Source organism: Microbacterium timonense, assembly GCF_900292075.1.
GTDB classification, from domain to species: Bacteria; Actinomycetota; Actinomycetes; order Actinomycetales; family Microbacteriaceae; genus Microbacterium; species Microbacterium timonense.
Genome location: NZ_OLMV01000002.1, coordinates 51,049 through 73,097, shown reverse-complemented (window position 1 = coordinate 73,097; position 22,049 = coordinate 51,049). Strand labels below are relative to the sequence as shown.

Annotated in this window: 23 protein-coding genes; 14 read left to right on the top strand and 9 right to left on the bottom strand. The window is 71.4% G+C overall.

The window, feature by feature from the left end; translation table 11 throughout:
• The first annotated feature begins 102 nt into the window (after window positions 1–102).
• The 3 genes from C9992_RS06155 to C9992_RS06145 all read left to right on the top strand — a co-directional run bounded on the left by C9992_RS06155 (window position 103) and on the right by C9992_RS06145 (window position 3,857).
• Window positions 103–1,446, top strand: a complete 1,344-nt coding sequence (locus C9992_RS06155; protein ID WP_106814735.1) for an ABC transporter substrate-binding protein — start codon at window positions 103–105, stop codon at window positions 1,444–1,446.
• 90 nt (window positions 1,447–1,536) lie between these two features.
• Window positions 1,537–2,880, top strand: coding sequence for a carbohydrate ABC transporter permease (locus C9992_RS06150; protein ID WP_106814734.1), 1,344 nt, complete (start codon window positions 1,537–1,539; stop codon window positions 2,878–2,880).
• Entirely contained in the window at window positions 2,880–3,857 is a 978-nt protein-coding gene (locus C9992_RS06145; RefSeq protein ID WP_106814733.1) for a carbohydrate ABC transporter permease, read from the top strand. The genes C9992_RS06150 and C9992_RS06145 overlap by 1 nt, the downstream gene beginning before the upstream one ends.
• A gap of 78 nt (window positions 3,858–3,935) precedes the next feature.
• On the opposite strand, the gene C9992_RS06140 is transcribed toward C9992_RS06145, so the two are convergent.
• Entirely contained in the window at window positions 3,936–4,607 is a 672-nt protein-coding gene (locus C9992_RS06140; protein WP_235008062.1) for a DUF305 domain-containing protein, read from the bottom strand.
• A gap of 7 nt (window positions 4,608–4,614) precedes the next feature.
• Window positions 4,615–5,325 carry a DUF3105 domain-containing protein gene (locus C9992_RS06135; RefSeq protein WP_106814732.1) on the bottom strand — a complete coding sequence of 237 codons (711 nt, stop codon included), beginning with the start codon at window positions 5,323–5,325 and terminating at the stop codon, window positions 4,615–4,617.
• Between the two features lie 373 nt (window positions 5,326–5,698).
• Here C9992_RS06135 and C9992_RS06130 point away from each other — a divergent pair, with 373 nt between their 5' ends.
• Window positions 5,699–7,081, top strand: a complete 1,383-nt coding sequence (locus C9992_RS06130; protein WP_106814731.1) for a multidrug effflux MFS transporter — start codon at window positions 5,699–5,701, stop codon at window positions 7,079–7,081.
• A 31-nt stretch (window positions 7,082–7,112) separates the two neighbouring features.
• On the opposite strand, the gene C9992_RS06125 is transcribed toward C9992_RS06130, so the two are convergent.
• Entirely contained in the window at window positions 7,113–7,613 is a 501-nt protein-coding gene (locus C9992_RS06125) for a nitroreductase family deazaflavin-dependent oxidoreductase (protein ID WP_106814730.1), read from the bottom strand.
• 114 nt (window positions 7,614–7,727) lie between these two features.
• Here C9992_RS06125 and C9992_RS06120 point away from each other — a divergent pair, with 114 nt between their 5' ends.
• The 5 genes from C9992_RS06120 to C9992_RS06100 all read left to right on the top strand — a co-directional run bounded on the left by C9992_RS06120 (window position 7,728) and on the right by C9992_RS06100 (window position 13,845).
• Window positions 7,728–8,393, top strand: coding sequence for a phosphatase PAP2 family protein (locus C9992_RS06120; protein WP_106814729.1), 666 nt, complete (start codon window positions 7,728–7,730; stop codon window positions 8,391–8,393).
• 4 nt (window positions 8,394–8,397) lie between these two features.
• Window positions 8,398–10,332, top strand: a complete 1,935-nt coding sequence (locus C9992_RS06115) for a helicase HerA-like domain-containing protein (RefSeq protein ID WP_106814728.1) — start codon at window positions 8,398–8,400, stop codon at window positions 10,330–10,332.
• 104 nt (window positions 10,333–10,436) lie between these two features.
• Window positions 10,437–12,896: an FdhF/YdeP family oxidoreductase gene (locus C9992_RS06110; RefSeq protein WP_106814727.1), complete on the top strand. Its 2,460-nt coding sequence runs from the start codon at window positions 10,437–10,439 to the stop codon at window positions 12,894–12,896.
• A 29-nt stretch (window positions 12,897–12,925) separates the two neighbouring features.
• A complete protein-coding gene (locus C9992_RS06105) occupies window positions 12,926–13,405 on the top strand; it encodes a MogA/MoaB family molybdenum cofactor biosynthesis protein (RefSeq protein ID WP_106814726.1) in 480 nt (159 codons plus the stop codon).
• Window positions 13,405–13,845, top strand: coding sequence for a molybdenum cofactor biosynthesis protein MoaE (locus tag C9992_RS06100; RefSeq protein ID WP_106814725.1), 441 nt, complete (start codon window positions 13,405–13,407; stop codon window positions 13,843–13,845). The genes C9992_RS06105 and C9992_RS06100 overlap by 1 nt, the downstream gene beginning before the upstream one ends.
• 16 nt (window positions 13,846–13,861) lie before the next feature.
• On the opposite strand, the gene C9992_RS06095 is transcribed toward C9992_RS06100, so the two are convergent.
• The 6 genes from C9992_RS06095 to C9992_RS06070 are packed head-to-tail and all read right to left on the bottom strand — an operon-like array spanning window position 13,862 to window position 17,876.
• Window positions 13,862–14,095 carry a MoaD/ThiS family protein gene (locus C9992_RS06095; protein ID WP_106814724.1) on the bottom strand — a complete coding sequence of 78 codons (234 nt, stop codon included), beginning with the start codon at window positions 14,093–14,095 and terminating at the stop codon, window positions 13,862–13,864.
• On the bottom strand, window positions 14,095–14,364 hold the full coding sequence (locus C9992_RS06090) for a DUF6457 domain-containing protein (RefSeq protein ID WP_106814723.1): 270 nt from the start codon (window positions 14,362–14,364) through the stop codon (window positions 14,095–14,097). The genes C9992_RS06095 and C9992_RS06090 overlap by 1 nt, the downstream gene beginning before the upstream one ends.
• Window positions 14,361–15,020, bottom strand: coding sequence for a molybdenum cofactor guanylyltransferase (gene mobA / locus C9992_RS06085; protein WP_106814722.1), 660 nt, complete (start codon window positions 15,018–15,020; stop codon window positions 14,361–14,363). The genes C9992_RS06090 and mobA overlap by 4 nt, the downstream gene beginning before the upstream one ends.
• The gene (gene moaC, locus C9992_RS06080; RefSeq protein WP_106814721.1) at window positions 15,017–15,511 is read right to left on the bottom strand and encodes a cyclic pyranopterin monophosphate synthase MoaC; all 495 of its coding nucleotides are present in this window, start codon (window positions 15,509–15,511) and stop codon (window positions 15,017–15,019) included. The genes mobA and moaC overlap by 4 nt, the downstream gene beginning before the upstream one ends.
• Window positions 15,508–16,752, bottom strand: coding sequence for a molybdopterin molybdotransferase MoeA (locus C9992_RS06075; protein ID WP_106815281.1), 1,245 nt, complete (start codon window positions 16,750–16,752; stop codon window positions 15,508–15,510). Before C9992_RS06075 ends, moaC begins: the two co-directional genes overlap by 4 nt.
• Window positions 16,749–17,876 (bottom strand): ThiF family adenylyltransferase, encoded by a 1,128-nt coding sequence (locus tag C9992_RS06070; RefSeq protein ID WP_106814720.1) that lies wholly within the window; start codon window positions 17,874–17,876, stop codon window positions 16,749–16,751. Before C9992_RS06070 ends, C9992_RS06075 begins: the two co-directional genes overlap by 4 nt.
• 126 nt (window positions 17,877–18,002) lie before the next feature.
• Here C9992_RS06070 and C9992_RS06065 point away from each other — a divergent pair, with 126 nt between their 5' ends.
• Genes C9992_RS06065 through C9992_RS06045 form a run of 5 tightly spaced genes read left to right on the top strand, consistent with a single transcriptional unit; the run spans window position 18,003 to window position 21,855 of the window.
• The gene (locus C9992_RS06065; RefSeq protein ID WP_106814719.1) at window positions 18,003–18,395 is read left to right on the top strand and encodes a TOBE domain-containing protein; all 393 of its coding nucleotides are present in this window, start codon (window positions 18,003–18,005) and stop codon (window positions 18,393–18,395) included.
• Between the two features lie 3 nt (window positions 18,396–18,398).
• Window positions 18,399–19,202, top strand: a complete 804-nt coding sequence (gene modA, locus C9992_RS06060) for a molybdate ABC transporter substrate-binding protein (RefSeq protein ID WP_106814718.1) — start codon at window positions 18,399–18,401, stop codon at window positions 19,200–19,202.
• On the top strand, window positions 19,199–20,038 hold the full coding sequence (modB, locus tag C9992_RS06055) for a molybdate ABC transporter permease subunit (RefSeq protein WP_106814717.1): 840 nt from the start codon (window positions 19,199–19,201) through the stop codon (window positions 20,036–20,038). Before modA ends, modB begins: the two co-directional genes overlap by 4 nt.
• A complete protein-coding gene (locus tag C9992_RS06050; protein ID WP_106814716.1) occupies window positions 20,035–21,234 on the top strand; it encodes a sulfate/molybdate ABC transporter ATP-binding protein in 1,200 nt (399 codons plus the stop codon). The genes modB and C9992_RS06050 overlap by 4 nt, the downstream gene beginning before the upstream one ends.
• A 9-nt stretch (window positions 21,235–21,243) precedes the next feature.
• The gene (locus C9992_RS06045; RefSeq protein WP_106814715.1) at window positions 21,244–21,855 is read left to right on the top strand and encodes a GNAT family N-acetyltransferase; all 612 of its coding nucleotides are present in this window, start codon (window positions 21,244–21,246) and stop codon (window positions 21,853–21,855) included.
• Window positions 21,856–22,049 lie beyond the last annotated feature (194 nt).

Below are 22,049 nucleotides of genomic sequence, written 5' to 3'. Positions count from 1 at the left end.
ATTGTGCCGTCCTGCGGCATCCCCTACCGTGAACATGGAATCGGTTCCCGATCCCGGGGCTGCGGACGCGGCTCCGCGAACTCGAAGAGGAGGCAGACGAACATGACTGCACTGCGATCACGTCGTCGACACGGCTACATCGCGCTGGGGCTCACCGCCGTCGCGGCCCTGACTCTCGCCGGCTGCGCCGAGGGCGGGGATGAAGGGAACGCCGACGACGGCTCGCTCGAGGGCGAGACCGTGGAGATCGCCGGTGGCATCACCGGCTCGGAGGCGGACAACCTGCAGAAGTCCTTCGACCAGTTCACCGAAGACACCGGCATCATCGTGAAGTACACCGGCGACAAGGGCTTCGAGGGCAACATCGTCACCAAGGTCGCGGGTGGATCGGCGCCGGACATCGCGATCGTGCCCCAGCCGGGTCTTCTCCGCTCGCTCATCGAGACGGGTGAGGTGAAGGAGGGGACGCCTGAGGTGGAGGCCAACGTCGACAAGTACTGGGCGCCCGCCTGGAAGGAGTACGGCTCGCTCGACGGCACGTTCTATGCGGCGCCCATGCTGGCGAACCTGAAGGGCTACGTGTACTACTCGCCCGCCAGCTTCAAGGAGTGGGGCGTCGAAATTCCCACGACGTGGGACGAGCTCCTCGAGCTGACCAAGACCATCCAGGAGAAGACCGGCCAGCCGCCGTGGTGCGCCGGGTTCTTCTCCGAGGCGGCATCGGGCTGGCCGGGCACTGACTGGGTCGAGGACCTCGTGCTGCGCCAGTCCGGCCCCGAGGTCTACGACAGCTGGGCGAACGGCGACACCCCGTTCACCGACCCCGACATCGAGGCGGCGTTCGACTCGGTCGGCGAGATCCTGCTGAACCCCGACTACGTCAACGCGGGATTCGGTGACGTCAAGAGCATCAACCCGACGGCGTTCGGTGACCCGATCGCCGCTGCGGTGGCCAACGGCACCTGCGCGCTCACCCACCAGGGCTCGTTCCTCACGGCGAACTTCCTCACCACGCAGACCGCGGACGGTCAGACCCCGACGATCGCGCCGGACGGCGACATCTACGCGTTCATCCTGCCCGGCGTGGAGGAGGGCGAGCTCTCGGTCGAGGGCGGTGGCGAGTTCGTCACCCCGTTCTCGGACGACGCGGCCACTCAGGCCGTGCTCGAGTACATGTCGACGCCCGAGTTCGCTGACGCCCGCGTCAAGCTCGGCGGCGCCATCTCGGCCAACACGGGCGCCGACCCGTCGCTGGCGTCGAGCGAGTTCCTGACGGAGGCGATGAAGATCGTGCAGGACCCGGAGACGGTGTTCCGCTTCGACGCCTCTGACCTGATGCCGGCGACCGTCGGTTCGGGTTCGTTCTGGCGCGGCATGGTCGACTGGATCGACGGCAAGCCGACGCCCCAGGTCCTGGAAGACATCCAGGCAGGTTACGAGAACTGATGCACCACGCCTCGGTGCCGAGCCGGCACGTGTGAGCGGCTCGGCACCGGGGTGACCTCAGCCGTCGGCGTCGACGGGGGAAGGAACAACATGTCTCAGACCGCGACCTCGGCGGATCAGGCGCAGGCCACGCCGCCGCCCGCCGAAAGAGGGGGAAGAAAGCCACCGTCGAAGCGGACGACGCGACTGGTGGTCACGATCGGGTTCATCCTGATCGCCGCGCTCATCGTCTTCCTGCTGCTCAGCCCTCCCAACCCCGATGCGAGACCGGTGTCGCTAGGCTTCTCGTACAACTCGTTCTTCCAGTGGCTCGGCAACATGGGGCCGATCGTCCAGATCCCCATCATCCTGGTCGTCTTCGCGGTCGTCGTCGGAATCCTGCTGGTGCTCATCGAGTTCGCACCGCGTGCCGGCAGAGGGTATTTCTGGCTGCGGCTGATCTCGTGCTTCGCGATCCCGTTCCTGGCGTTCATGATGCTGCGGCCGTATCAGGGTGCTGTGGTGTACGTGATCGCCATCGCACTGGTCGCGGGCGGCCTGCTCTTCTGGGCCGATTACCGCGCGAGCCAGGGCGCGGGGTACCTGTATCAGCTGACCCTGTTCATGGCGCCCGCCGCCATCGCGATCCTCGTGGGGCTCATCTATCCGAGCATCGCGACGATCATCCAGTCGTTCTTCGACAAGACCGGTGAGAACTTCGTCGGACTCGAGAACTACGTCTGGGCGTTCACCAACCCGCAGGGCTTCTGGTCGATCATCAACACGCTGATCTGGGCGATCTTCGCCCCGATCTTCTCGACCATCGTCGGTCTGGCCTACGCGGCGTTCATGGAGAGAGCGCGGGGCGAGCGGCTGCTGAAGCTGCTCGTGTTCATGCCGTTCGCGATCGCACCGGTGAGCATCAGCCTCATCTGGAAGTTCGTCTACGACTACCGGCAGGGTGACCAGATCGGCACCCTGAACGCGATCATCGTGGCATTCGGCGGCCAGCCGGTGCCGTGGCTGGACATCTGGCCGCTGGTGAACACGTTCTGCCTGCTGTTCGCGTTCGTCTGGGCGCAGACCGGGTTCGCGATGGTCGTGCTGTCCGCCGCCATGAAAGCGGTGCCGGTCGAGCAGCTCGAAGCGGCCCAGCTGGACGGCACCTCGGCGTGGCAGCGGTTCATCAATGTCACGGTGCCGGGCATCCGCACGTCGATCATCGTCGTGCTGACGACCGTCACCATCGCCGCGCTGAAGCTGTACGACATCGTCGCCGTCATGACGGGCGGTCGAGCCAACTCGACGGTGCTGGGCTTCGAGATGGTGAACCAGCAGCAGCGCTTCCAGAGTTACGGTCACTCCGCCGCGCTGGCCGTGCTGATCTTCGTGTTCGTGACGCCGCTGATCGTGTACAACGTGTTGCAGCTGCGCAAGCAGAGGGAGGTGCGATGATGACCGCCGTCGACTCCAAGCCCACGCCGCAGTTCACCAAAGCGGAGGCACGCAAGGTCGCGCGCGAGACCCGTCGCAACGAGGCGCTGGCGCACAAGCGGCTGACGTCGCCGCTGGCCACCGTCCTCGCTGTCGCGATCGCCTTCCTGTGGACGATCCCCACGCTGGGCCTGCTCATCACGTCGTTCCGCCCCGGCGCGGACTCCGCGACGACCGGCTGGTGGACGGTCTTCACCAATCCGGACTTCACGCTGGGCAACTACCAGGCCGCCCTCACCTCGGGCGGCACCGCACTGACTCTCGGACAGTCCTTCCTCAACTCGCTCGCGATCACCATCCCGGTGACCGTGTTCGCCCTCGCGATCGCGTCGCTGGCCGCGTACGCGTTCGCGTGGATGGACTTCAAGGGCCGGGGATTCCTGTTCGTCGCGGTCTTCGCCCTGCAGATCGTGCCGATCCAGATGGCGCTGGTGCCACTGCTGAGCCTGTTCTCCCGGGGACTGGAGATCGGCGACGTGCAGATCTTCCCGGGGCTGGAGATGCGCGAGGTCGACCACAGCTTCGCCACCGTGTGGATCGCCCACGTGATCTTCGCGATGCCGCTGGCGATCTTCCTGCTGCACAACTTCATCGCCGAGATCCCGTCCGACGTGATCGAGGCGGCTCGCGTGGACGGCGCAGGGCACGGGCAGATCTTCTTCCGGATCATCCTGCCGCTGGCCACGCCGGCGCTCGCGTCGTTCGCGATCCTCGAGTTCATCTGGGTGTGGAACGACCTGCTGGTGGCGACGATCTTCGCTCCGACGTCGTCGCTGCCGATGACGCAGACGCTGAACTCCCTGTCCGGCACCTGGGGCAATCAGTGGTTCCTGGTGTCGGCGGGTGCGTTCCTCGTCCTGTTCGTTCCGATCATCGTGTTCCTGGCGCTGCAGCGGTTCTTCGTGCGCGGCCTCATGGCCGGCGCGACGAAGGGCTGACCCACCCGGAACCGAAGGATGCCGCGGGTCCGCGTCTCCGCGGGCCCGCGGCATCCTCGTTCCCCGTGCGGGGCGGTGTCAGCCGGTGCAGCCGAGGCGGGTCTGCATGGACTGCATCGCCTCGATCTCGAACGTCTGGCCGGTCGTGATGTTCTCGGCCACCTGGAGGGCGCGCGGATCGGAGCCGAGCTGGAGCAGCGCGTCGGCCATGGGGATCGCACCTTCGTGATGGCGGATCATGAGGGCGAGGAACCGGCAGTCCGCCTCCTGGCCCGTCGCTGCCCGGAGCGCGGCGATCTCGTCGTCGGATGCCATGCCCATCGCGGCCCGCGCCTCTTCGTCGGTCATCTGCTCGGCGGCCGCACCGCCGTGTTCGTGGCCGGAGGACGCCTGCATCCACTGCATCATCGGTCCGCCTGATTGGGGGAGGCCCCAGCGGACGAGCCAATCGAACATCTCGCCGCGCTGGGCCGCCTGCGCCGTCGCGATGTCGTAGGCGAGCGCCCGCAGCTCGGCGTCGTCCGTCTTACGGTAGATCTCCATGGCGAGGTCGATCGCCTGCGCGTGATGCACCTGCATGTCGCGGGCGAACCCCGCCTCGGCGGAGGTGGTGCCGGGTGTGGATGCGGTGGCCTGCGTGCCGAACATCGAGAACCGGCCGACGGCGAACCCGAGCGCGCCGATCAGCACGAGCGCCACGGCGATGACGAGCCACCGCCGGGAGTTCCCGGTGGGGGCTTCGTCCGTCACGACCGGCCTACTTCCTGCCGGGAGCGTCGAGGCCGCCGGTGCACAGCGCGTTCGGCTCCGGCGCGTTGGTCGAGTGCCAATAGGCCGTGATGAACTCCTTGATGCGATCGTCGTCTGCGGAGTCGACCTTGAGCTGCGCATTCCAGGCGCTCACGGCGATCGGGGTGTCCATGCCCTCGTACGGCGAGAGCACGGAGTACGTCGACGGGAGCAGTGCTTCGAGCTTCGCCACGTCGTCGCTGGACACCTGCGCCGGGTCGTACGTGATCCACACCGCGCCGTGCTCGAGATCATGCACGGCGTTCTCGTCGGGGACGGGTTCGGTGTACACGCCGCAGTTGAGCCAGACCGCGTTGTGGTCGCCCCCGGCCGGCGGTGACTGCGGGTAGTCCACCGAGCCCTCGACGTGGTTGGCGGTGTTCTCGAACGTCTCGACGCCCTCGATGGCGCTGCCGTCGCCGTCGCCGCGGTCGTACGTGGGCGCCGGGGCGGGAGCGAACACGATCGAGGCGACGATGGCGACGATGACGGCCACCGCCGCCACCGATCCCACGATCCACCAGACCAGCTTGCTGCGCCGGCGCTTGGCGAGCTGCCTCTGGTACTCGGCCAGCTTCTCCTGGCGCTTCTGCTCGCGCTGCTGCTTGACGCTGAGTTCGATCTGCGCCTGGGTGGCGGGGTTTCCGCTCTTGCGTTTCTGGGCGGGGGTCGGGGTCATGCTCGGGATCTCTGCCAATCGATGAACAGGGGTCTGGGCGCCCGGCGCGTGCCGCTCAGGAGCGGTGACGGGGTGTGCTCATCCTATGCGAGTGCATGTGTCGGCGGCCTGGGAAGGCACCGACAGGGGCGGCGGGCCGCCGTGTCACATCACTCTTCGAAGGGGTTGCGGTCGAGGTCGAGGCATCCGATAGCATGGACATCTCGAATCGATTCGACTTCCGGTCAGAAGCGGTGGTCCCGGTGCCGATCGGCAGCGCCGGGCCGCTCTCCCGTCGGTTCGCCTGTATCCGTGTGCTCCGCCGCCCGGCCGGCGTCGGTGCGCTCCGTTTCCTCAACGCCCGTCGCACCCCGTCACGAAACGAAGTCCTCCGTTGCTCGACACCGCCTCCGTTCCCGTCCAGAAGCCCGCCGACCTCCGTTCCGCCGAGACCCCGCCTGCCCCGCCGGCTTCTCCGGTTCCGGTCCCGCCGGCGACCACGGGGGCCATCCGCACCCTCGGAAGCAATCCGGCCACCGCGCCGATCGTGCTGCACCCGGGCGATTCGATCCCGCACGCGCGCCGGGTGCTGTACATCGTGCTGCTGGGCGCGCTCACCGCGCTGGGGCCGTTCACGATCGACCTGTACCTGCCCGCCTTCCCGGTGATCGAGGCGGACTTCGACACGACCGCCGCGGCGATCCAGCTCACGCTGACCGGAACGATGATCGGCTTCGCGCTCGGCCAGCTCATCGTCGGCCCGCTGAGCGACAAGGTCGGTCGCCGCGTCCCCCTGTTGTCGGTCACGGCACTGCATGTCGTGGCCAGCGTGGGAGCGGCCCTGGCGCCGACCCTCGAACTGCTCTCGGTCGCCCGGGTGCTCCAGGGCGCCGGCGCCGCGGCTGGCGGCGTCGTGGCCGCCGCGATCGTGCGCGACCTCTTCGGCGGGCGCCGCCTGGTCGTCATGCTGTCGCGCCTGGCACTCGTGTCGGGCGTGGCACCCGTGCTCGCGCCGCTGGTCGGGTCGGCGCTGCTGGCCGTCATGCCGTGGCGCGGCGTCTTCGTGGTGCTCGCCGTCTACGGCGCGGTGATGCTGGTGTCGGCCGTCGTGTTCCTGCCCGAGACCCTGCCGCCGGCACGCCGGCACGAACGCGGCGCCACCACGGTGTGGCAGCGCTACCGCAGCGTCTTCAGCGACCGCGTCTTCATCGGCGTGCTCATCATCGGCGGCATGACCTTCTCGGGTCTGTTCTCGTATCTGTCGAGCTCCTCCTTCCTGTTCCAGCTCAGCTACGGGCTGAGCCCGCAGGAGTACGGCCTGATGTTCGCGGTGAACTCGTTCGGCGTCGTGGCCGGCGTGCAGACGGCGTCCCGACTGGCCGCTCGCTTCGGCCCGCAGTGGGTCATGGCCTGGTCGACGGGCGTGCTCGTGGTCGCGGCATCCGCCATCATCGTCACCGACCAGCTGGGACTAGGCCTGTGGGGCACGATCGTGCCACTGTTCGTCTTCATGACCGGCTGCGGATTCACGTTCCCGTGCGTGCAGGTGCTGGCCCTCGACCGTCACGGCAAGGCGGCGGGCACCGCGCAGTCGATCATCGGTGCCACGAACTTCGGTGTGGCGGGCATCATCTCGCCGCTGGTGGGCTGGATCGCCCGGGATGCCGGGATCACGGCGACCACCATGGCCTCGGTCATGGTGGGCTGCGCCGTGGTCGGTCTGCTGGCGCTGTGGCTCATCGTGCGCCCCCGCACCGTCGAGCGCCTCGCCCCCTGACTCGCGCTGCCGCGATGGGCCCGGCGCGGGATCAGGCGCCCGACGGACGCACCGGCTGCAGCCGGAACAGGCGCACGGTGCGACCCGACTCGCGTTCGTAGTTGCGATAGCCCGGCCATTGGGCCTCGATGCGGGTCCACACCGCGTCGCGCTCCTCGTCCGGTACGGGTGTCGCGCGCACAGGCATGCGACGACCGCGCACGGTGATCGCGGCGTCGGGGTGCGCCAGCAGATTGGCCGTCCACGCCGGATGCCGCTCACCGGCGAAGTTCGTGCCCGCGACGATGGCGCGGCCGTGGCCGTCCGGCGTGTACATGAGCGGCACATCGCGCGGGGCGCCGGACTTGGCGCCCGTGGTGTGCAGGACGAGAGAGGGCACGAGGAGCGCGCTCAGCTGGACGCGGCCCCGCGAGATCCAGGTCACGAACCGCTCCAGCGGCGGCAGGATCGTCGGGCCGATCACCCGCCGGAACGCCCGCGTGCGGGTCAGCGGCGCGATCACCGCGCGCACGGCGTCGACGACGGCGGACATCGTGCCTCCCGGTCGGCTGTGTGACTGAGACCGCACCCTAGCACCTCGGTTCGCGCCGGCGTCACCCCCACCGGTTCCCGCGCGCGAAGCGGCGTGCACCGGCACAATGGGTCGATGGGTGATCCGCAGCGACGCGTGAGGGCGCGTGTCATCGCGTGGCTGATCGCCGGTGCCGCGCTCGTGGCGCTGTCGTGCCTGTTGGGCTGGTGGATCTTCTCCCGGGGGGATGAGCCGCTCGCCATCGACACCGCCTGGAATGCTCAGGTCGCACAGTGGTGGAATCCGGCGCTCACCGGCTTCGCCCGCGTGATGGACGAAGTGGGAGGAGGGTGGATCGGGGTGCTCGCCGTGCCCATCGGTGGGGCGGTCGGGCTGATCCTCCTTCGCCGGCCATGGTCGGCGGCGTACTTCCTCGCCGCGTCGGCGGTCTCGGCCACGGGAGTGCAGGTGCTCAAGCATCTGTTCGGGCGGGTGCGGCCGGAGGACATCCTCGTGGTGTCGGACTACGGCTCCTTCCCTTCCGGACATGTCGCCAACGCCGCCACCATCGCCGTGGCCGCGGTGGTCATCTTCCCGCGGGTGTGGGTGGCGCTGGTCGGCGCGACGTGGGTCGTGCTCATGGCGTTCAGCCGCACCTACCTCCACGCGCATTGGCTCAGCGACACCGTGGGTGGGGCGCTGATGGGCGCAGGCGCGGCGCTGCTGGTGGCGGCCGCGTTCGCCGTCCCGCTGGCGGCAGAACGCACGGATGCCGCCGCGAAGGCCGCGTCACTAGGCTGAGCGCATGACCGGCGCCTCCGAATCGCCCGATGCCGTCTCACCCGCGAGCGACCCGCCCCTCTCGGCCGCGGACGCCGAGCTCGCGCGGCTGCGTGCGGAGGCCGAGGCGGCCGAGGCCGCTCTGAAGGCGGCACAGGCGCGGGCCGCGCTCGCCGCGGCGGAGGCGGCGAGGGCCCGCGGTGCGGCGCACGCCCCGAGCCCGGCGGTGGAGGCGGAGGCGGCGGCGGAGACCCGCGGTGCGGCGCCCTCCCCGGGCCCGGCGGCGGGGGCCGGCGATGCGGAACCCTCGAGCGGCCCGCTCTCGGAGGAAGAGATCCACAAGGTCATCGCGGGGTACTCCTTCGAGGCGGCCACGCTCGAGCTCGGGGCCCTGGTCAACGGCGATCCCGTGCCGGCGGCGCAGATCCGCATTCCCCTGGCGATGATGAACCGCCACGGGCTGGTGGCCGGCGCGACCGGCACCGGCAAGACACGCACGCTGCAGGGGCTCGCCGAGCAGCTCGCGGCCCACGGCGTGCCGGTGTTCGCCGCCGATATCAAGGGCGACCTGTCGGGCGTGGCCACGCCCGGTGAGCCCGGCGAGAAGCTGCTCGCCCGCACGCGGGCGATCGGGCAGGACTGGAAGCCCGAGGCATCCGCCACGGAGTATTTCGCGTTGGGCGGCATCGGCAAGGGTGTTCCTGTGCGGGCCACCGTCTCGGGATTCGGCCCGCTGCTGCTGTCGAAGGTGCTGGGGCTGAACCCCACCCAGGAGTCCAGTCTCGGCCTCGTGTTCCACTACGCCGACCGGCAGGGCCTTGCGCTGGTGGACCTGTCGGATCTTCGCGCCGTGCTCACCCACCTCACGAGCGACGAGGGCAAGGCCGAGTTGAAGGAGCTCGGCGGGCTGTCGGCCGCGACGGCGGGCGTCATCCTGCGCGAGCTGATCACGTTCGCGGATGCCGGAGCGGACGTGTTCTTCGGCGAGCCCGAGTTCGATGTCGCCGACTTCATCCGCACGACCCCCGACGGTCGCGGCGTGATCAGTCTGCTCGAGGTGCCCGGAGTGATCGACAAGCCGGAGCTGTTCTCGACGTTTCTGATGTATCTGCTCGCCGAGCTGTTCGAGATCCTCCCCGAGGTGGGGGATGCCGACAAGCCGAAGCTCGTCTTCTTCTTCGACGAGGCGCACCTGCTGTTCAAGGATGCCTCCAAGGACTTCCTGTCGGCGATCGTGCAGACCGTGCGGCTGATCCGTTCGAAGGGCGTGGGCGTCTTCTTCGTGACGCAGACTCCGAAGGACGTGCCCGCCGACGTGCTCGCGCAGCTCGGTTCACGTGTGCAGCACGCGCTGCGCGCCTTCACTCCTGACGATGCCAAGGCGCTGCGCGCGACGGTGGGCACCTATCCCACATCGGGATACGACCTGGAGCGGGTGCTGCAGGAGCTCGGTACCGGTGAGGCGATCGTCACGGTCATGAGCGAGAAGGGCGCGCCCACCCCTGTCGCCTGGACCCGCCTGCGTGCGCCGCAGGGTCTCATGTCGCCCACACCGGACCCGGCGATCGAAGCAGCGGTGAAGGCATCCCCGCTGCTGGCCAAGTACGGCACGCCGATCGATCGGGAATCGGCGCGCGAGATCCTCGCGGCCAAGATGAAAGCGGCCGATGACGCGGCGGCCGCCGAAGAAGCCGCGCTCGCGCAGGCGAAGGCCGATGCCGAGTACGCCAGGCAGAGAGCCGCCATCCAGAAGCAGCAGGCCGCGGCCGACAAGGCCGCCGCCGCGGTGGAGAAGAAGGCGCAGCAGGAGTACGAGCGGCTGCTCAAGAAGACGGCCGGCAGCACCCGCACGTCACGCTCGTCCCAGAAGTCGCCGATCGAGCAGATCCTCGACTCCAAGTCCACCCAGACGATCCTCGGCGGCGTCATCCGCGGGATCTTCGGCACCGGCCGTCGCTGACGGTCCGGCCGCGGGCGGGGCCCGTCGGCTCGTCGGACGGGGACCGACTCCCGGACAGCGGGACAGACGGCGCCGGTGACCGGCCGCGGGAATAGCCTGGGACCATGGCGACGAAGCCCCCGAAAGTCGATATCGACGAGACGCGCGTGCACGTGACGCGGCCGAAGAAGGTCGCGGTCGGTGTGCCTGCGGTGCTGCATGCGCTCGAGATGGCGAACGAGCAGATGGGTGTGACGCGATCGGTGCAGACGCTGCTGCGCGTGAATCAGAAGGACGGCTTCGACTGCCCGGGGTGCGCGTGGCCCGAAGAGGACAAGCGGCACATCGCGGAGTTCTGCGAGAACGGCGCGAAGGCGGTCGCCGAGGAGGCGACGCTCCGGCGGATCGGCCCTGAGTTCTTCGCCGCCCACTCCGTGGACGAGCTGCGCGCCCATGACGACTGGTGGCTCGGCCAGCAGGGCCGGCTGACCCACCCCATGGTGCTCGACGAGGGTGCGACGCATTACCGCCCGATCTCCTGGGACGACGCCCTCGCGCTGGTCGCCGATGAGCTGCGTGCGCTGGACGACCCCGACGAGGCGGTCTTCTACACGTCGGGTCGCACCTCGAACGAGGCGGCGTTCCTATACCAGCTGCTCGTGCGCGGCCTCGGCACGAACAATCTGCCCGACTGCTCGAACATGTGCCACGAGTCCAGCGGCTCGGCTCTGACCGAGACGATCGGCATCGGCAAGGGCACCGTCTCGATCGAGGACATCCACGAGGCCGACCTCCTGATCGTGGCCGGTCAGAACCCCGGGACCAACCACCCCCGCATGCTGTCTGCCCTCGAGAAGGCCAAGCGCAACGGCGCGACGATCATCGCCGTGAACCCGCTGCCGGAGGCGGGGCTGCTGCGGTTCGAGAACCCGCAGACCGTGCGCGGGGTGGCCTTCGGCGGCACGAAGCTCGCAGACGGGTTCGTGCAGATCCGGCTCGGCGGGGATCAGGCGCTGTTCCAGGCGATCGGCAAGCACCTGCTCGAGGCCGAGGAGACCGAGGGCGGCGTGCTCGACCGCGAGTTCATCGCGACGCACACCAGCGGCTTCGAGGCCTATCGGCAGGCGATGGCGGATGCCTCGTGGCGTGAGCTGGTGGCAGCCACCGGCGTCCCCGAGAAGGCGCTGCGACGGGTGGGGGAGGCCGTCCGGACCTCGAAGGCAACCATCGTCTGCTGGGCGATGGGCCTCACTCAGCACAAGCACTCGGTCCCGACCCTCCGCGAGGTCGTGAACGTGCTGCTGCTGCAGGGCAACATCGGCCGCCCTGGTGCCGGGGTGTGCCCCGTCCGCGGGCACTCGAACGTCCAGGGCGATCGCACGGTCGGCATCTACGAGAAGCCGTCGACCGCATTCCTGGACGCCCTGGACGCGGAGTTCGGTTTCACCGCACCACGGGAGCACGGCTTCGACACCGTCGGCGCCATCCGCGCGATGCGTGACGGCCGCGTGCGGTTCTTCATGGGGATGGGGGGCAATTTCGTCTCCGCGACCCCCGACACCGCCGTCGTCGAAGCGGCCATGGGCCGGGTGGGGCTCACGGTGCAGGTCTCGACGAAGCTCAACCGCTCCCACGTCGTGACCGGACGCCGGGCGCTCATCCTTCCGACACTCGGCCGCACCGACCGCGACCGCCGCGGCGGCCGGGAGCAGCGGGTGACCGTCGAGGACTCGATGGGGGCTGTTCACGCCTCGCGCGGGCGGCTGGCACCGCCGTCGGACGAACTTCTCAGCGAGGTCGCGATCGTGGCGCGCCTGTGCGCACGGGTCTTCGGTGCCGACGGCATCGCCGCCTCACCCGCGCCGGCGACGCACCCGGGCGCGGGCACCGCGGATCCCGCCCGGCACGACCGGGGCTACCCGGAGCGTTCGCCGGAGGAGGAAGCGGTGACCGACGCGCTCGCCGACTCGACCGGCGTTCGGCATCCGCTCAACGTCCCCCACGCGGACTGGGCGGCGCTGGAAGCCGACTACGCGCTCATCCGCGGGCACATCCAGCGCGTGGTGCCGGGCTTCGACGACTACGAGGAGCGCATCGACAAGGGCCGCACGCTGCACCTGCCGAACGGGCCGCGTGACGCCCGCCGCTTCGCCACGCCCGACGGAAGAGCGCGGTTCACGGTGAACCCGCTCGAGTACCCGCGCATCCCTCGGGGCCGCCTCCTCCTCCAGACGATCCGCTCTCACGATCAGTACAACACCACCATCTACGGCAAGGACGACCGGTACCGCGGCATCCACGGCGGCCGGCGGGTCGTGCTCGTCAACGAGAAGGACATCGTCGCGCTCGGCTTCGCGGCAGACGACATCGTCGACCTGGTGTCGGAGTGGACGAGACCGGACGGCACGCGGGAGGAGCGCCGCGCGGAGGAGTTCCGGATCGTTGCGTATCGCACGCCGCGCGGCAACGCCGCGGCGTACTACCCCGAGACGAACGTGCTCGTGCCGCTGGACTCGGTCGCCGACGTCTCGGGAACGCCCACCTCGAAGTCCGTCGTGGTGCGCCTCGAGCGGCGCGCGGGGTGACGGATGCCGGTGGTGCCTAGGCTGGAGGCATGACCCGCGCCGCTGTGATCACCGTGTCGGACCGCTCCGCTGCGGGAGAGCGGCAGGACGGCAGCGGACCGATCGCCGTCGCCGCGCTGCGGGAGGCGGGGTTCGACTGCGATGACGCGGTCGTGGTGGCGGACGGCGCCGACAACGTCGAGCGCGCCCTCACCGCCGAGGTGGTCGCGGGTGTGAAGCTGATCGTCACCACCGGGGGCACGGGCGTCTCACCGCGGGACCAGACGCCTGAAGGCACGGCCCGCGTGGTGACCCGCGAGATCCCCGGCATCGCCGAAGAGCTGCGGCGCCTGGGCGCGTCCGCGAAGCCCGCCGGAATGCTCAGCCGTGGACTGGCGGGCGTCGTCGACCCGCACGGTGCCCTCGTCGTCAATCTTCCCGGGTCGCCGGGCGGGGTGGCGTCGGGGATGCCGGTGGTGCTGTCGATCGCGCGGCATGTGCTCGATCAGCTCGGCGGGGGAGACCACTGATGGCGGCCGGGGGTGGAGCGGTGCGGCTGGCCGCCATCAGCGCCGAGCCGCTCGATCTCGACGCGCACCTGCGTGCCGTGGACGATTCCCGCATGGGAGCGGTGACGACCTTCGTCGGCCGTGTCCGCGACCATGACCCGGATGCCGCGACCGATGTCGTCGCCCTGGAGTACTCGGCGCACCCCGACGCGGAGAGCACACTCACGCGCCTCGCGGCTGAGGCCATCGGCGCGACGGACGCCGTCGTGGCGGTGTCGCACCGGGTCGGAACGCTGCGTGTCGGCGATGCGGCCGTGGTCATCGCGGTGGCCGCGGCGCATCGGGCCGAGGCGTTCGATGTGTGCCGCACGCTGATCGAGACGATCAAGACGGGACTGCCGGTCTGGAAGCGCCAGGTCGAATCCGACGGCACGGCCACCTGGCTCGGCCTGGGCGGCTGACCCGCACAGCCGCGTCTCAGCCTCCTGCGAAGGGCGGCAGCACGTCGACGACGTCGTCCGCGCCGAGCGCAGTCTCGTCGGCGACGCGCGAGCCGCCCACGAGCACCGCGCAACGGGGGAGGATGCCGCCGAGCCCGGGATGCGCGGCCGACACCGCGCGCCGCAGTTCTCCGAGCGTGGTCTCGGACCGCCGCTCGGAGTCCACGCCCGAGGCGTCCTGCGCGGCGGCGAAATAACGGACGACGGGCACTACCCCTCCCAGCCCTCGGCGACGGCGGCGACCTCGCGAAGGGCACGCAGCACCTCCGACGGGTCGGTCCCCGCACGTCCGGCGACCAGTCCGGCGACGAACGCGCCCAGGGGCGCGGCCGGCCGGGCGACCCCGTTCGCCACGTCGCGTGTGAGATCCAGCACGGCGGCCACCGGCACGTCGGCGTCGGCCAGGCCGAAGCGCTCGCGGAGGGCCGCCGCCCAGGCATCCAGCGCCTCGGGGGGAAGGGTGCGGGACTGCTCGCTCATGTCTGCTCCTCGGGGTATCGCGCCTCGGGTGCGGCGGTGCCGGCGCCGGAGCGCCGTCGTGCCTCGTCAAGATCCTCCCACGTGTCGATGTCGCGGGTGAGAGCGTCCGGCGCCGCCACGACCGTGATCGCCAGGTCGTGCATCAGCGCGCGCACCGGTGCATCGCGGCCGGCCGTCGGCAGGGCGGATGCCGCCGCTCGCAGCGCGCGTGTGCGATACACCCCGGTCAGCCACTGCGGCCGGCTGGAACTGTCACCCAGGCACAGACCGTCGGCGTCCGCCGGAAGCAGCGCGAGGTCGCCGACGAGACGGCGGACCGCAGCGCCGGCCGCGGGAAGATCGCACGCCAGCAGGAGCGTCCAAGCCGGGTCGTCGTCCGACCACGACGACAGGGCCGCCACGACCGCGGCGGCCGGCCCGCCGAACGGCGGGTCCTCGCGCACCCAGCTGACCGCGAGCGCCTCGTCCAGCGTCGGGCCGACGACGGTGAGCGGCCGGGCGCCGGCGCGGGTCGCAGCATCCACCGCGCTCTGCAGCAGCGTGCGCCCCGCGACCTCGAAGAGCGGCTTGACCGCACCGTCGACCCGCGACGCCCTGCCGCCGGCGAGGAGGATCGCGCCGAGCCCGCCGGGGACCGCAGAAGTGGGGGCGCTCATGCCTCGCCGGCGCGAGCCCAGTCGCCGCTCTTGCCGCCGGTCTTCGCGACGATCCGAACGTCGTGGATCGACGTGGCCTTGTCGAGGGCCTTCACCATGTCGACGACGGCCAGGGCGGCCACCGACACGGCGGTGAGCGCCTCCATCTCGACGCCGGTGCGATCGGCCGTGCGCACCGTCGCCTCGATCTCCACGCCGTCATCGGTGATCGCAAGGTCGACGACGGCGCCGTGTACGCCGATCACGTGCGCCAGGGGCAGCAGTTCGGGCGTCCGCTTGGCGGCCTGGATGCCGGCGATCCGTGCGACCGCGAGCACATCGCCCTTCGGCACGGAGCCGTCCCGCAGCGCCGACACGACGTGGGGCGCGCAGCGCACGGTGCCGCGTGCGGTCGCCGAGCGCACGGTCGGCTGCTTGAGCGTGACGTCGACCATTCGTGCGTGGCCGCTGTCATCGAGGTGCGTGAACGTCGGCGACGGCTGTGTGCTCATGAGATCAGCATGACATCCACGAGATCCCCCGCGGCGACCGCCTGCACCTCCGCAGGCACGATCGCGTACGCCTCTGCGCGACCCAGGCCACCGGCCAGGTGCGAGCCGCCCGACGTCGCGGGCAGCACCCGCCAGGAACGCGGATCGCTGCGGTCGATCGTGACCGGAAGGTACTGCCGGCGGTCGGGGGGCGTGCGCCAGCCGGTGCCCGCCGCCAGGCGGATGATCCGCCGCGAGATGTCGTTCCGCCCCTGGAGGGCGAGCAGCGCAGGGCGGACGAACACCTCGAACGACACGGCGGCGCTCACCGGATTCCCCGGCAGCCCGAACAGCAGTGCTCCGGACTCCAGGCGGCCGAAGCCCTGCGGCTTGCCCGGCTGCATCGCCACCTTCGAGAACTCCATCGCGCCGGTGAGGGTGGTCTTCACGACCTCGTATGCCCCGGCGCTGACGCCGCCCGAGAAGATCACCACGTCGGCGCGGGCCGCGGAGTCCGGATCGAGGACCTTGGCGACGACGGACTCCAGCGCCCCCGGATCGTCCGGCACACTGGTGCGACGCACCACCTCGGCGCCCGCCTCAGCGGCGAGAGCGGCCAGCAGCACGCTGTTGGACTCGGGGATCTGGCCGCGCCTGAGGGGCGAGCCCGGTTCGACCAGCTCGCTGCCCGTGGAGACGACGGCGACGCGCGGCAGTCGCGAGGCGACGAGCTCGGCGACGCCGGCCGCGGCCGCAGCGGCCAGCTGAAGGGGGCCGATCAGCTCGCCCGCCGGGAGCACCACATCCCCCGCCCGGACGTCTTCCCCTGCCCGCCGGATATGGACGCCGACGCGCTGCGGGGCTCGGAGCACCGTCGCCGTGGCGAGCGAGTCGGCCAGCCCGGCCGCCGTGTCTTCGAACGGGACGATCGCATCGGCATCCGACGGCACGGGGGAGCCGGTCATGATGCGGGCCGCCTCGCCCGCGCCGAGCCGGGGATCGGAAGCGGTGCCCGCGGGCAGGTCGGCGACGACGCGGACGACGGCGGGCGTGTCGGGCGCGGCTGCCGCGACATCCGTGAACCGCACCGCGAACCCGTCCATCGCGGAGTTGTCGAACACCGGGATGTCGACGGCGGCGCGCACCGGCTCGCGCAGCGTGCGGCCATGCGCGTGCGCGAGCGACACGCGCTCGACCGGGAGCGCGGTCACGGCGGAGAGGACGACGCCCAGATGCTCCTCGACGGTTCTCAGGCCGCTCACGCGCGCACCGCCGCGCGGTCGCGGTTCCACGCGTCGATGCCGCCGGCCAGGACGGATGCCTCGATGCCGGCGGCGCGCAGCGCGGCGGCGGCGCGCTGCGCGCGCAGACCGACCTGGCAGACGACGACCACCTGCTCTGCCGTGACGCGCCGCGGATCGGCCAGCACCTCGCCGAGGGGCGTCAGGATCGAACCGGGGATGACGCCGCGCTCGGTCTCGAAGGGCTCGCGAACGTCCAGCAGCACCGCGCCCGACCGCTGGGCCGCGAGCGCCTCGGCCGGCGTGAGTTGAGGGATGGCCGGACTCGGGTCCGCGGGCGCCGTGCCGGTCTCGGCCGGCCGCAGCGGCCCCTCGGCCGTGGCCGGTCGCAGGGGCACCTCGTCGGTGCGTGCGCGGAGGGCGTCGATCACGAGCACGCGCCCGAGCAACGGCTCGCCCACGCCGGTGAGGAGCTTGATCGCTTCGGTCGCCAGCAGTGCGCCGATCTGCAGGCACAGCGCGCCGAGCACGCCCACCGCCGCGCACGAGGGCGCCTCGCGGCCGGCATCCGGCGGATACAGGTCCGAGAGCAGCACCGGCGTGGCACCCGGGGGAGGGGAGGACCAGAACACCGTCACCTGTGCGTGGAACTCCTGCACCACACCCCAGACCAGCGGTGTGCCGAGCTCCTCCGTGGCCGTGGCCACGATCTCGCGCGTCTGAAACGTGTCGGTGCCGTCGATGACGACGTGCGCGCCGACCAGCAGGTCACGGGCATTGTCGGCCGTGAGACGTTCGCGCACCGCACGGACGACGGTCGCGGGGGAGAGGTCGGCTGCCACGCGCACCGCCGAATCCGTCTTCGGCGATCCCACGTCGTCCACGCGGTGCATGATCTGGCGTTGGAGGTTGGACGCCTCGACGATGTCGTCGTCGATCACCGTGAGCGTGCCGACCCCCGCGGCAGCCAGCGCCAGCACAGCGGGCGACCCCAGCCCGCCCGCCCCGACGACGGCGACATGTGCGGCGGCCAGCCGGCGCTGGGCGATGTCGCCGAATCCGGCGAGAACGCGATGGCGCGCGGTCCGCGTCCGCTCCGCGTCGCTGAGCTCGGCGACCGGGTCGACCAGTGGGGGAAATGCCATGTGTTCAGGCTAGTCTCGGCGGTCGCTGCCGGGGCCGGCCGACCCGCAGACGGGGTTCCACATTGGCGCCGCAAGTGCGGCACAACTGATCGAATTTCCTCGCAGGTGCGGTGATACCGTGGGACCGTGCCCGCCTACAAGATCTCGGAGGCCGCGCGTCTGCTCGGCGTGAGCGACGACACGGTGCGCCGGTGGGTGGATGCCGGCATCCTGGCGACGACGGGAGATGCGCCGATCCAGATACCCGGAGACGCGCTGGCTGCCCAGGCGGTCGCCCTCGCCGAGACGCCGCGGGACCCCGCAGACGTGCTCTCCAGCGCCCGCAACCGGTTCGTCGGGCTCGTGACGCGGGTGCAGATGGACGGTGTGATGGCGCAAGTCGACATCCAGGCCGGACCGCATCGCGTGGTGTCCCTCATGTCGGCGGAGGCGGTGCGCGATCTCGCCCTGGAGCCGGGTTCGCTGGCGGTCGCGGTGGTGAAGGCGACGACGGTGATCGTCGAGACGCCGAAAGGCTGAGCGATGCGTGCCTCCCGCTTCTTCGGCGTCATCCTCGGCGCCGGCGCCCTCGTTCTCGTGTCAGCGGGATGCGCCGGCGGCGACGGTGACCCTGCCGCGACGACGACGGCGCCCCTCACGTCGGGCGAAGCGGTTGCGGGCGACCTCACCGTCTATGCCGCGGCCTCGCTCGCCACTGCCTTCGACGAGCTGGCGACCCGGTTCGAGGAGCAGCATCCGTCCGTCGACGTGCAGCCGATCACCTACGACGGGTCATCGACCCTCGCCACCCAGATCATCGAGGGGGCCCCGGCCGACGTGTTCGCGTCGGCCGACGAGAAGAACATGCAGAAGGTGGTCGACGCGGGTCTCGCGGGCGATCCAATGCTGTTCGCGACCAACACGCTCGTGCTCGTGGTCCCCGCCGGCGATCCCGGCGGGGTGCAGGGCCTCAGCGACCTGGCCGACCCGAGCCGGACCGTGGTGCTCTGCGCCCCCGAGGTGCCGTGCGGTGCCGCATCGGCGGCGCTGCTCTCGCGCGCAGGGGTGGAGCCGAGGGTCGACAGCTACGAGCAGAACGTCACGGCGGTGCTCGCCAAGGTCGCCGCCGGTGAAGCCGATGCCGGTCTCGTCTACGTGACGGATGTCGCCACCAGCGACGCGGTCGATGCCCTCGACGTGCCGGGCGCGGATGACGTCGTGAACAGGTATCCCGTCGCCACGCTCACGGACGCGGCGAACCCCCAGGCAGCGGATGCATTCGTCGCCTTCGTGCGCAGCGACGAGGGCCGCCGCGTGCTCGCCGGGCTCGGGTTCGGGGCGCCATGACGAGCGTCGTCTCCGACGGGCCGCGGGTATCGTCACGCCGGGACCGCGCCGGGTTCGTCCCACGCGTCCTGGCGGTTCCGGCCGCCGTCGGGCTGGCTCTGCTGCTGCTGCCCTTGGGCGCCCTCGTGCTGCGGGTGGACTGGTCGACGCTCTGGGCGGACGTCAGCTCCCCGCAGGCCGTGTCGGCGCTCGGCCTCTCGTTGGGGACGGGCGCGGTCGCGACGGCGGTGTGCGTGCTGCTGGGCGTCCCGCTCGCGCTCCTCATCGCGCGCAGCACGGTACGGGTCGCCGCGGTGCTGCGGGCGCTGGTGACGGTGCCGCTCGTGCTGCCGCCCATGGTCGGCGGGGTGGCCATGCTGTTCCTCTTGGGTCGGACCAGCTGGCTGGGCGGGGTGCTGGGCGAGTGGGGCATCCGGATCCCGTTCACCACCACCGCGGTGGTGCTCGCGCAGGCCTTCGTCGCGCTGCCCTTCCTCGTGCTGGCGCTCGAGGGCTCGCTGCGGGCGACCGGGGTCGGCTTCGAGCAGGCGGCGGCAGGCCTGGGCGCCGGCCGGTGGACGATCCTCCGTCGTGTCACCCTGCCCCTGGCGGCGCCGGGCCTGGTCGCGGGCATCGTGCTGTGCTTCGCCCGGGCGATCGGCGAGTTCGGCGCGACGGCGCTGTTCGCCGGGAACGCCCCGGGCGTCACGCAGACGATGCCGCTCGCGATCTATACGGCCTTCAACGGAGCGGGCGTCTCACAGGGGACCGCCGTCGCGCTCTCCCTGCTGCTGCTGGTGACGGCGGTCGGCGTCCTGCTGCTGGTGCGCGCGTGGCGTGCCGAGGCGCCACGATGACCGGAGGGGACGAGGCCCGCACCTGGGCCGGCGGGCGCACCGGCGGCAGGCGGCGCGCAGGCGGCGAGGCGGCGCGGGATGACGGGGCAGCGCGCGGCGAGCCGGTGCGGAGTGCCGGGATCGCGGGCGGACTGCACGCGCGCGTGGTCGTGCGGCGGGCGGGGTTCGCGCTGGACGCTGCACTGCGGGTGCCGGCCGGTGAGGTCGTGGCCCTCATGGGACCGAGCGGGGCGGGCAAGTCCACGCTCCTCGGTGTGCTGGCAGGCCTCGGGGCCTTCGACGAAGGTCACGTCCGGCTGCACGGCCGGTTCCTCGACGCGTCGCCCACCCGCCGCGTGCCTCCGGCATCCCGGGGCGTCGTGCTGCTGGGTCAAGACCCGCGGCTGTTCCCCCACCTCACCGCGCGTGAGAACGTCGCCTTCGGTCTGCGCGTTCACGGCGTCGGCAAGGCGGCGGCCCTGGCGGGTGCGGACCAGTGGCTCGGCCGAGTGGGCCTGCACGGCGTGGCCCGCCGCCGGCCGGCGCAGCTGTCCGGCGGGCAGCAGCAGCGCGTGGCGCTGGCCCGCGCGCTGGCGACCACGCCGGCGGCGCTCCTGCTGGACGAGCCCCTCACGTCCCTCGACACCGAGACTGCCGCCGACGTGCGGGCGCTGCTGCACGAACAGCTGCGGGTCACACGCACCACCGCCGTCGTCGCCACCCACGACGCGGTGGACGCCGTAGCGCTCGCGCAGGGCCTCGTCGTGCTCGAGGCCGGCACGGTCACGCAGACCGGACCGGTGCGGGATGTGCTGGCGTCTCCGGCCACCCGGTTCGCGGCGGCGGTGGCGGGTCTCAATCGCGTGGTGGGGGAGGCGACCGGAGCGGTGTGGCGCGCCGGCGCACTGGCGCTGCCTCTCCCGCCCGGGCACCGGCATCCGTCCCCTTCGGCGGCCGTGTTCCGCCCGGGTGATGTGCGGATCGTGCCCGGCCCGGCCCGGGCGGTGGGGGAATGGGAGACCCGCGTGGAGCGCCTGGAGCAGACGCCCGCCGGCGTGCGCGTGCGCACCGCAGCGCCCGACGTCGCCGTCGACGTCGCCGCGGAGAAGGCGACCGGCCTCGCGCCGGGGACGACGGTCACCCTGCGCGTCTCCCCGGCCGACGTGCGCTTCGTCCCACAGCCTGCCACCGCCGCGGCCGTCGGCGGCGTCTCATAGACTCGCCGCGTGAGCCACATCCGTCCGTTCCGCACCGGTGACGAGCCCGACCTGGCCGACATCTGCCTACGCACCGCGGATGCCGGAGCCGACGCCACCGGTCTCCTCGACGACGACGACCTGTGGGCCGAGATCTTCGTGCTGCCGTACGTCGCCCGGCACCCCGAGTTCGCGTTCGTCGTCGAGACCGACGACGGGCGCGTGGTCGGCTACATCGTGGCGGCGCCCGACTCCGCCGCGTTCGAGGAGTGGTTCGCGACCGAGTGGTGGCCTCGGCATCAGTCCCGCTGGCCGCGCCCCGAGGGCGACCCTCTTCCGGTCAGCGCGTCGCGGCAGGACGGCATCGTCCGCTACGCCTACGCCCGCCGCGGCGGGACGCAGCCGTTCGGCGACGACTACCCGGCGCACCTGCACATCGACCTCCTTCCCGAGGCGCAGGGCCAGGGGCTCGGGCGCCGGCTGATCGCCGCGCTCGAGGACGCCCTCCGGGCGGCGGGGGTGCCGGGGCTGCACCTCGTGGCGTCCGCCGAGAACACCGGCGCCATCGCCTTCTACCCGCGCGTCGGGTTCACGCCGCTGCCGTCGCCCGAAGGCACGCAGGTCTTCGCGAAACGCCTCTGAGCGGCATCCCGTCCATACGCCGGTGCCTCGCGCACTGGTCGTCGGCGCCACGGGTGTGTCGTCGTCACACGAGCCGCGAGTCGACATGTCGTGACCGAGACGGGGTGTTTCGCGCCCGTGGAACGCGTCGACCGGTCCGGAACGTGTCGAGTGAGGCGGCCCGCGAATGCGACGCAGGTGAGGCCGCTCGGAAC

Excerpts from the sequence above, each read along its gene's own strand:
- moaC (WP_106814721.1), bottom strand. The coding sequence starts at position 15,511 with ATGAGCACACAGCCGTCGCCGACGTTCACGCACCTCGATGACAGCGGC.
- C9992_RS06145 (WP_106814733.1), top strand. The coding sequence starts at position 2,880 with ATGACCGCCGTCGACTCCAAGCCCACGCCGCAGTTCACCAAAGCGGAG.
- C9992_RS06150 (WP_106814734.1), top strand. The coding sequence starts at position 1,537 with ATGTCTCAGACCGCGACCTCGGCGGATCAGGCGCAGGCCACGCCGCCG.
- C9992_RS06110 (WP_106814727.1), top strand. The coding sequence starts at position 10,437 with ATGGCGACGAAGCCCCCGAAAGTCGATATCGACGAGACGCGCGTGCAC.
- C9992_RS06120 (WP_106814729.1), top strand. The coding sequence starts at position 7,728 with ATGGGTGATCCGCAGCGACGCGTGAGGGCGCGTGTCATCGCGTGGCTG.
- modA (WP_106814718.1), top strand. The coding sequence starts at position 18,399 with ATGCGTGCCTCCCGCTTCTTCGGCGTCATCCTCGGCGCCGGCGCCCTC.
- C9992_RS06050 (WP_106814716.1), top strand. The coding sequence starts at position 20,035 with ATGACCGGAGGGGACGAGGCCCGCACCTGGGCCGGCGGGCGCACCGGC.
- C9992_RS06070 (WP_106814720.1), bottom strand. The coding sequence starts at position 17,876 with ATGGCATTTCCCCCACTGGTCGACCCGGTCGCCGAGCTCAGCGACGCG.
- C9992_RS06155 (WP_106814735.1), top strand. The coding sequence starts at position 103 with ATGACTGCACTGCGATCACGTCGTCGACACGGCTACATCGCGCTGGGG.
- mobA (WP_106814722.1), bottom strand. The coding sequence starts at position 15,020 with ATGAGCGCCCCCACTTCTGCGGTCCCCGGCGGGCTCGGCGCGATCCTC.
- C9992_RS06105 (WP_106814726.1), top strand. The coding sequence starts at position 12,926 with ATGACCCGCGCCGCTGTGATCACCGTGTCGGACCGCTCCGCTGCGGGA.
- modB (WP_106814717.1), top strand. The coding sequence starts at position 19,199 with ATGACGAGCGTCGTCTCCGACGGGCCGCGGGTATCGTCACGCCGGGAC.
- C9992_RS06135 (WP_106814732.1), bottom strand. The coding sequence starts at position 5,325 with ATGACCCCGACCCCCGCCCAGAAACGCAAGAGCGGAAACCCCGCCACC.
- C9992_RS06090 (WP_106814723.1), bottom strand. The coding sequence starts at position 14,364 with ATGAGCGAGCAGTCCCGCACCCTTCCCCCCGAGGCGCTGGATGCCTGG.
- C9992_RS06125 (WP_106814730.1), bottom strand. The coding sequence starts at position 7,613 with ATGTCCGCCGTCGTCGACGCCGTGCGCGCGGTGATCGCGCCGCTGACC.
- C9992_RS06115 (WP_106814728.1), top strand. The coding sequence starts at position 8,398 with ATGACCGGCGCCTCCGAATCGCCCGATGCCGTCTCACCCGCGAGCGAC.
- C9992_RS06100 (WP_106814725.1), top strand. The coding sequence starts at position 13,405 with ATGGCGGCCGGGGGTGGAGCGGTGCGGCTGGCCGCCATCAGCGCCGAG.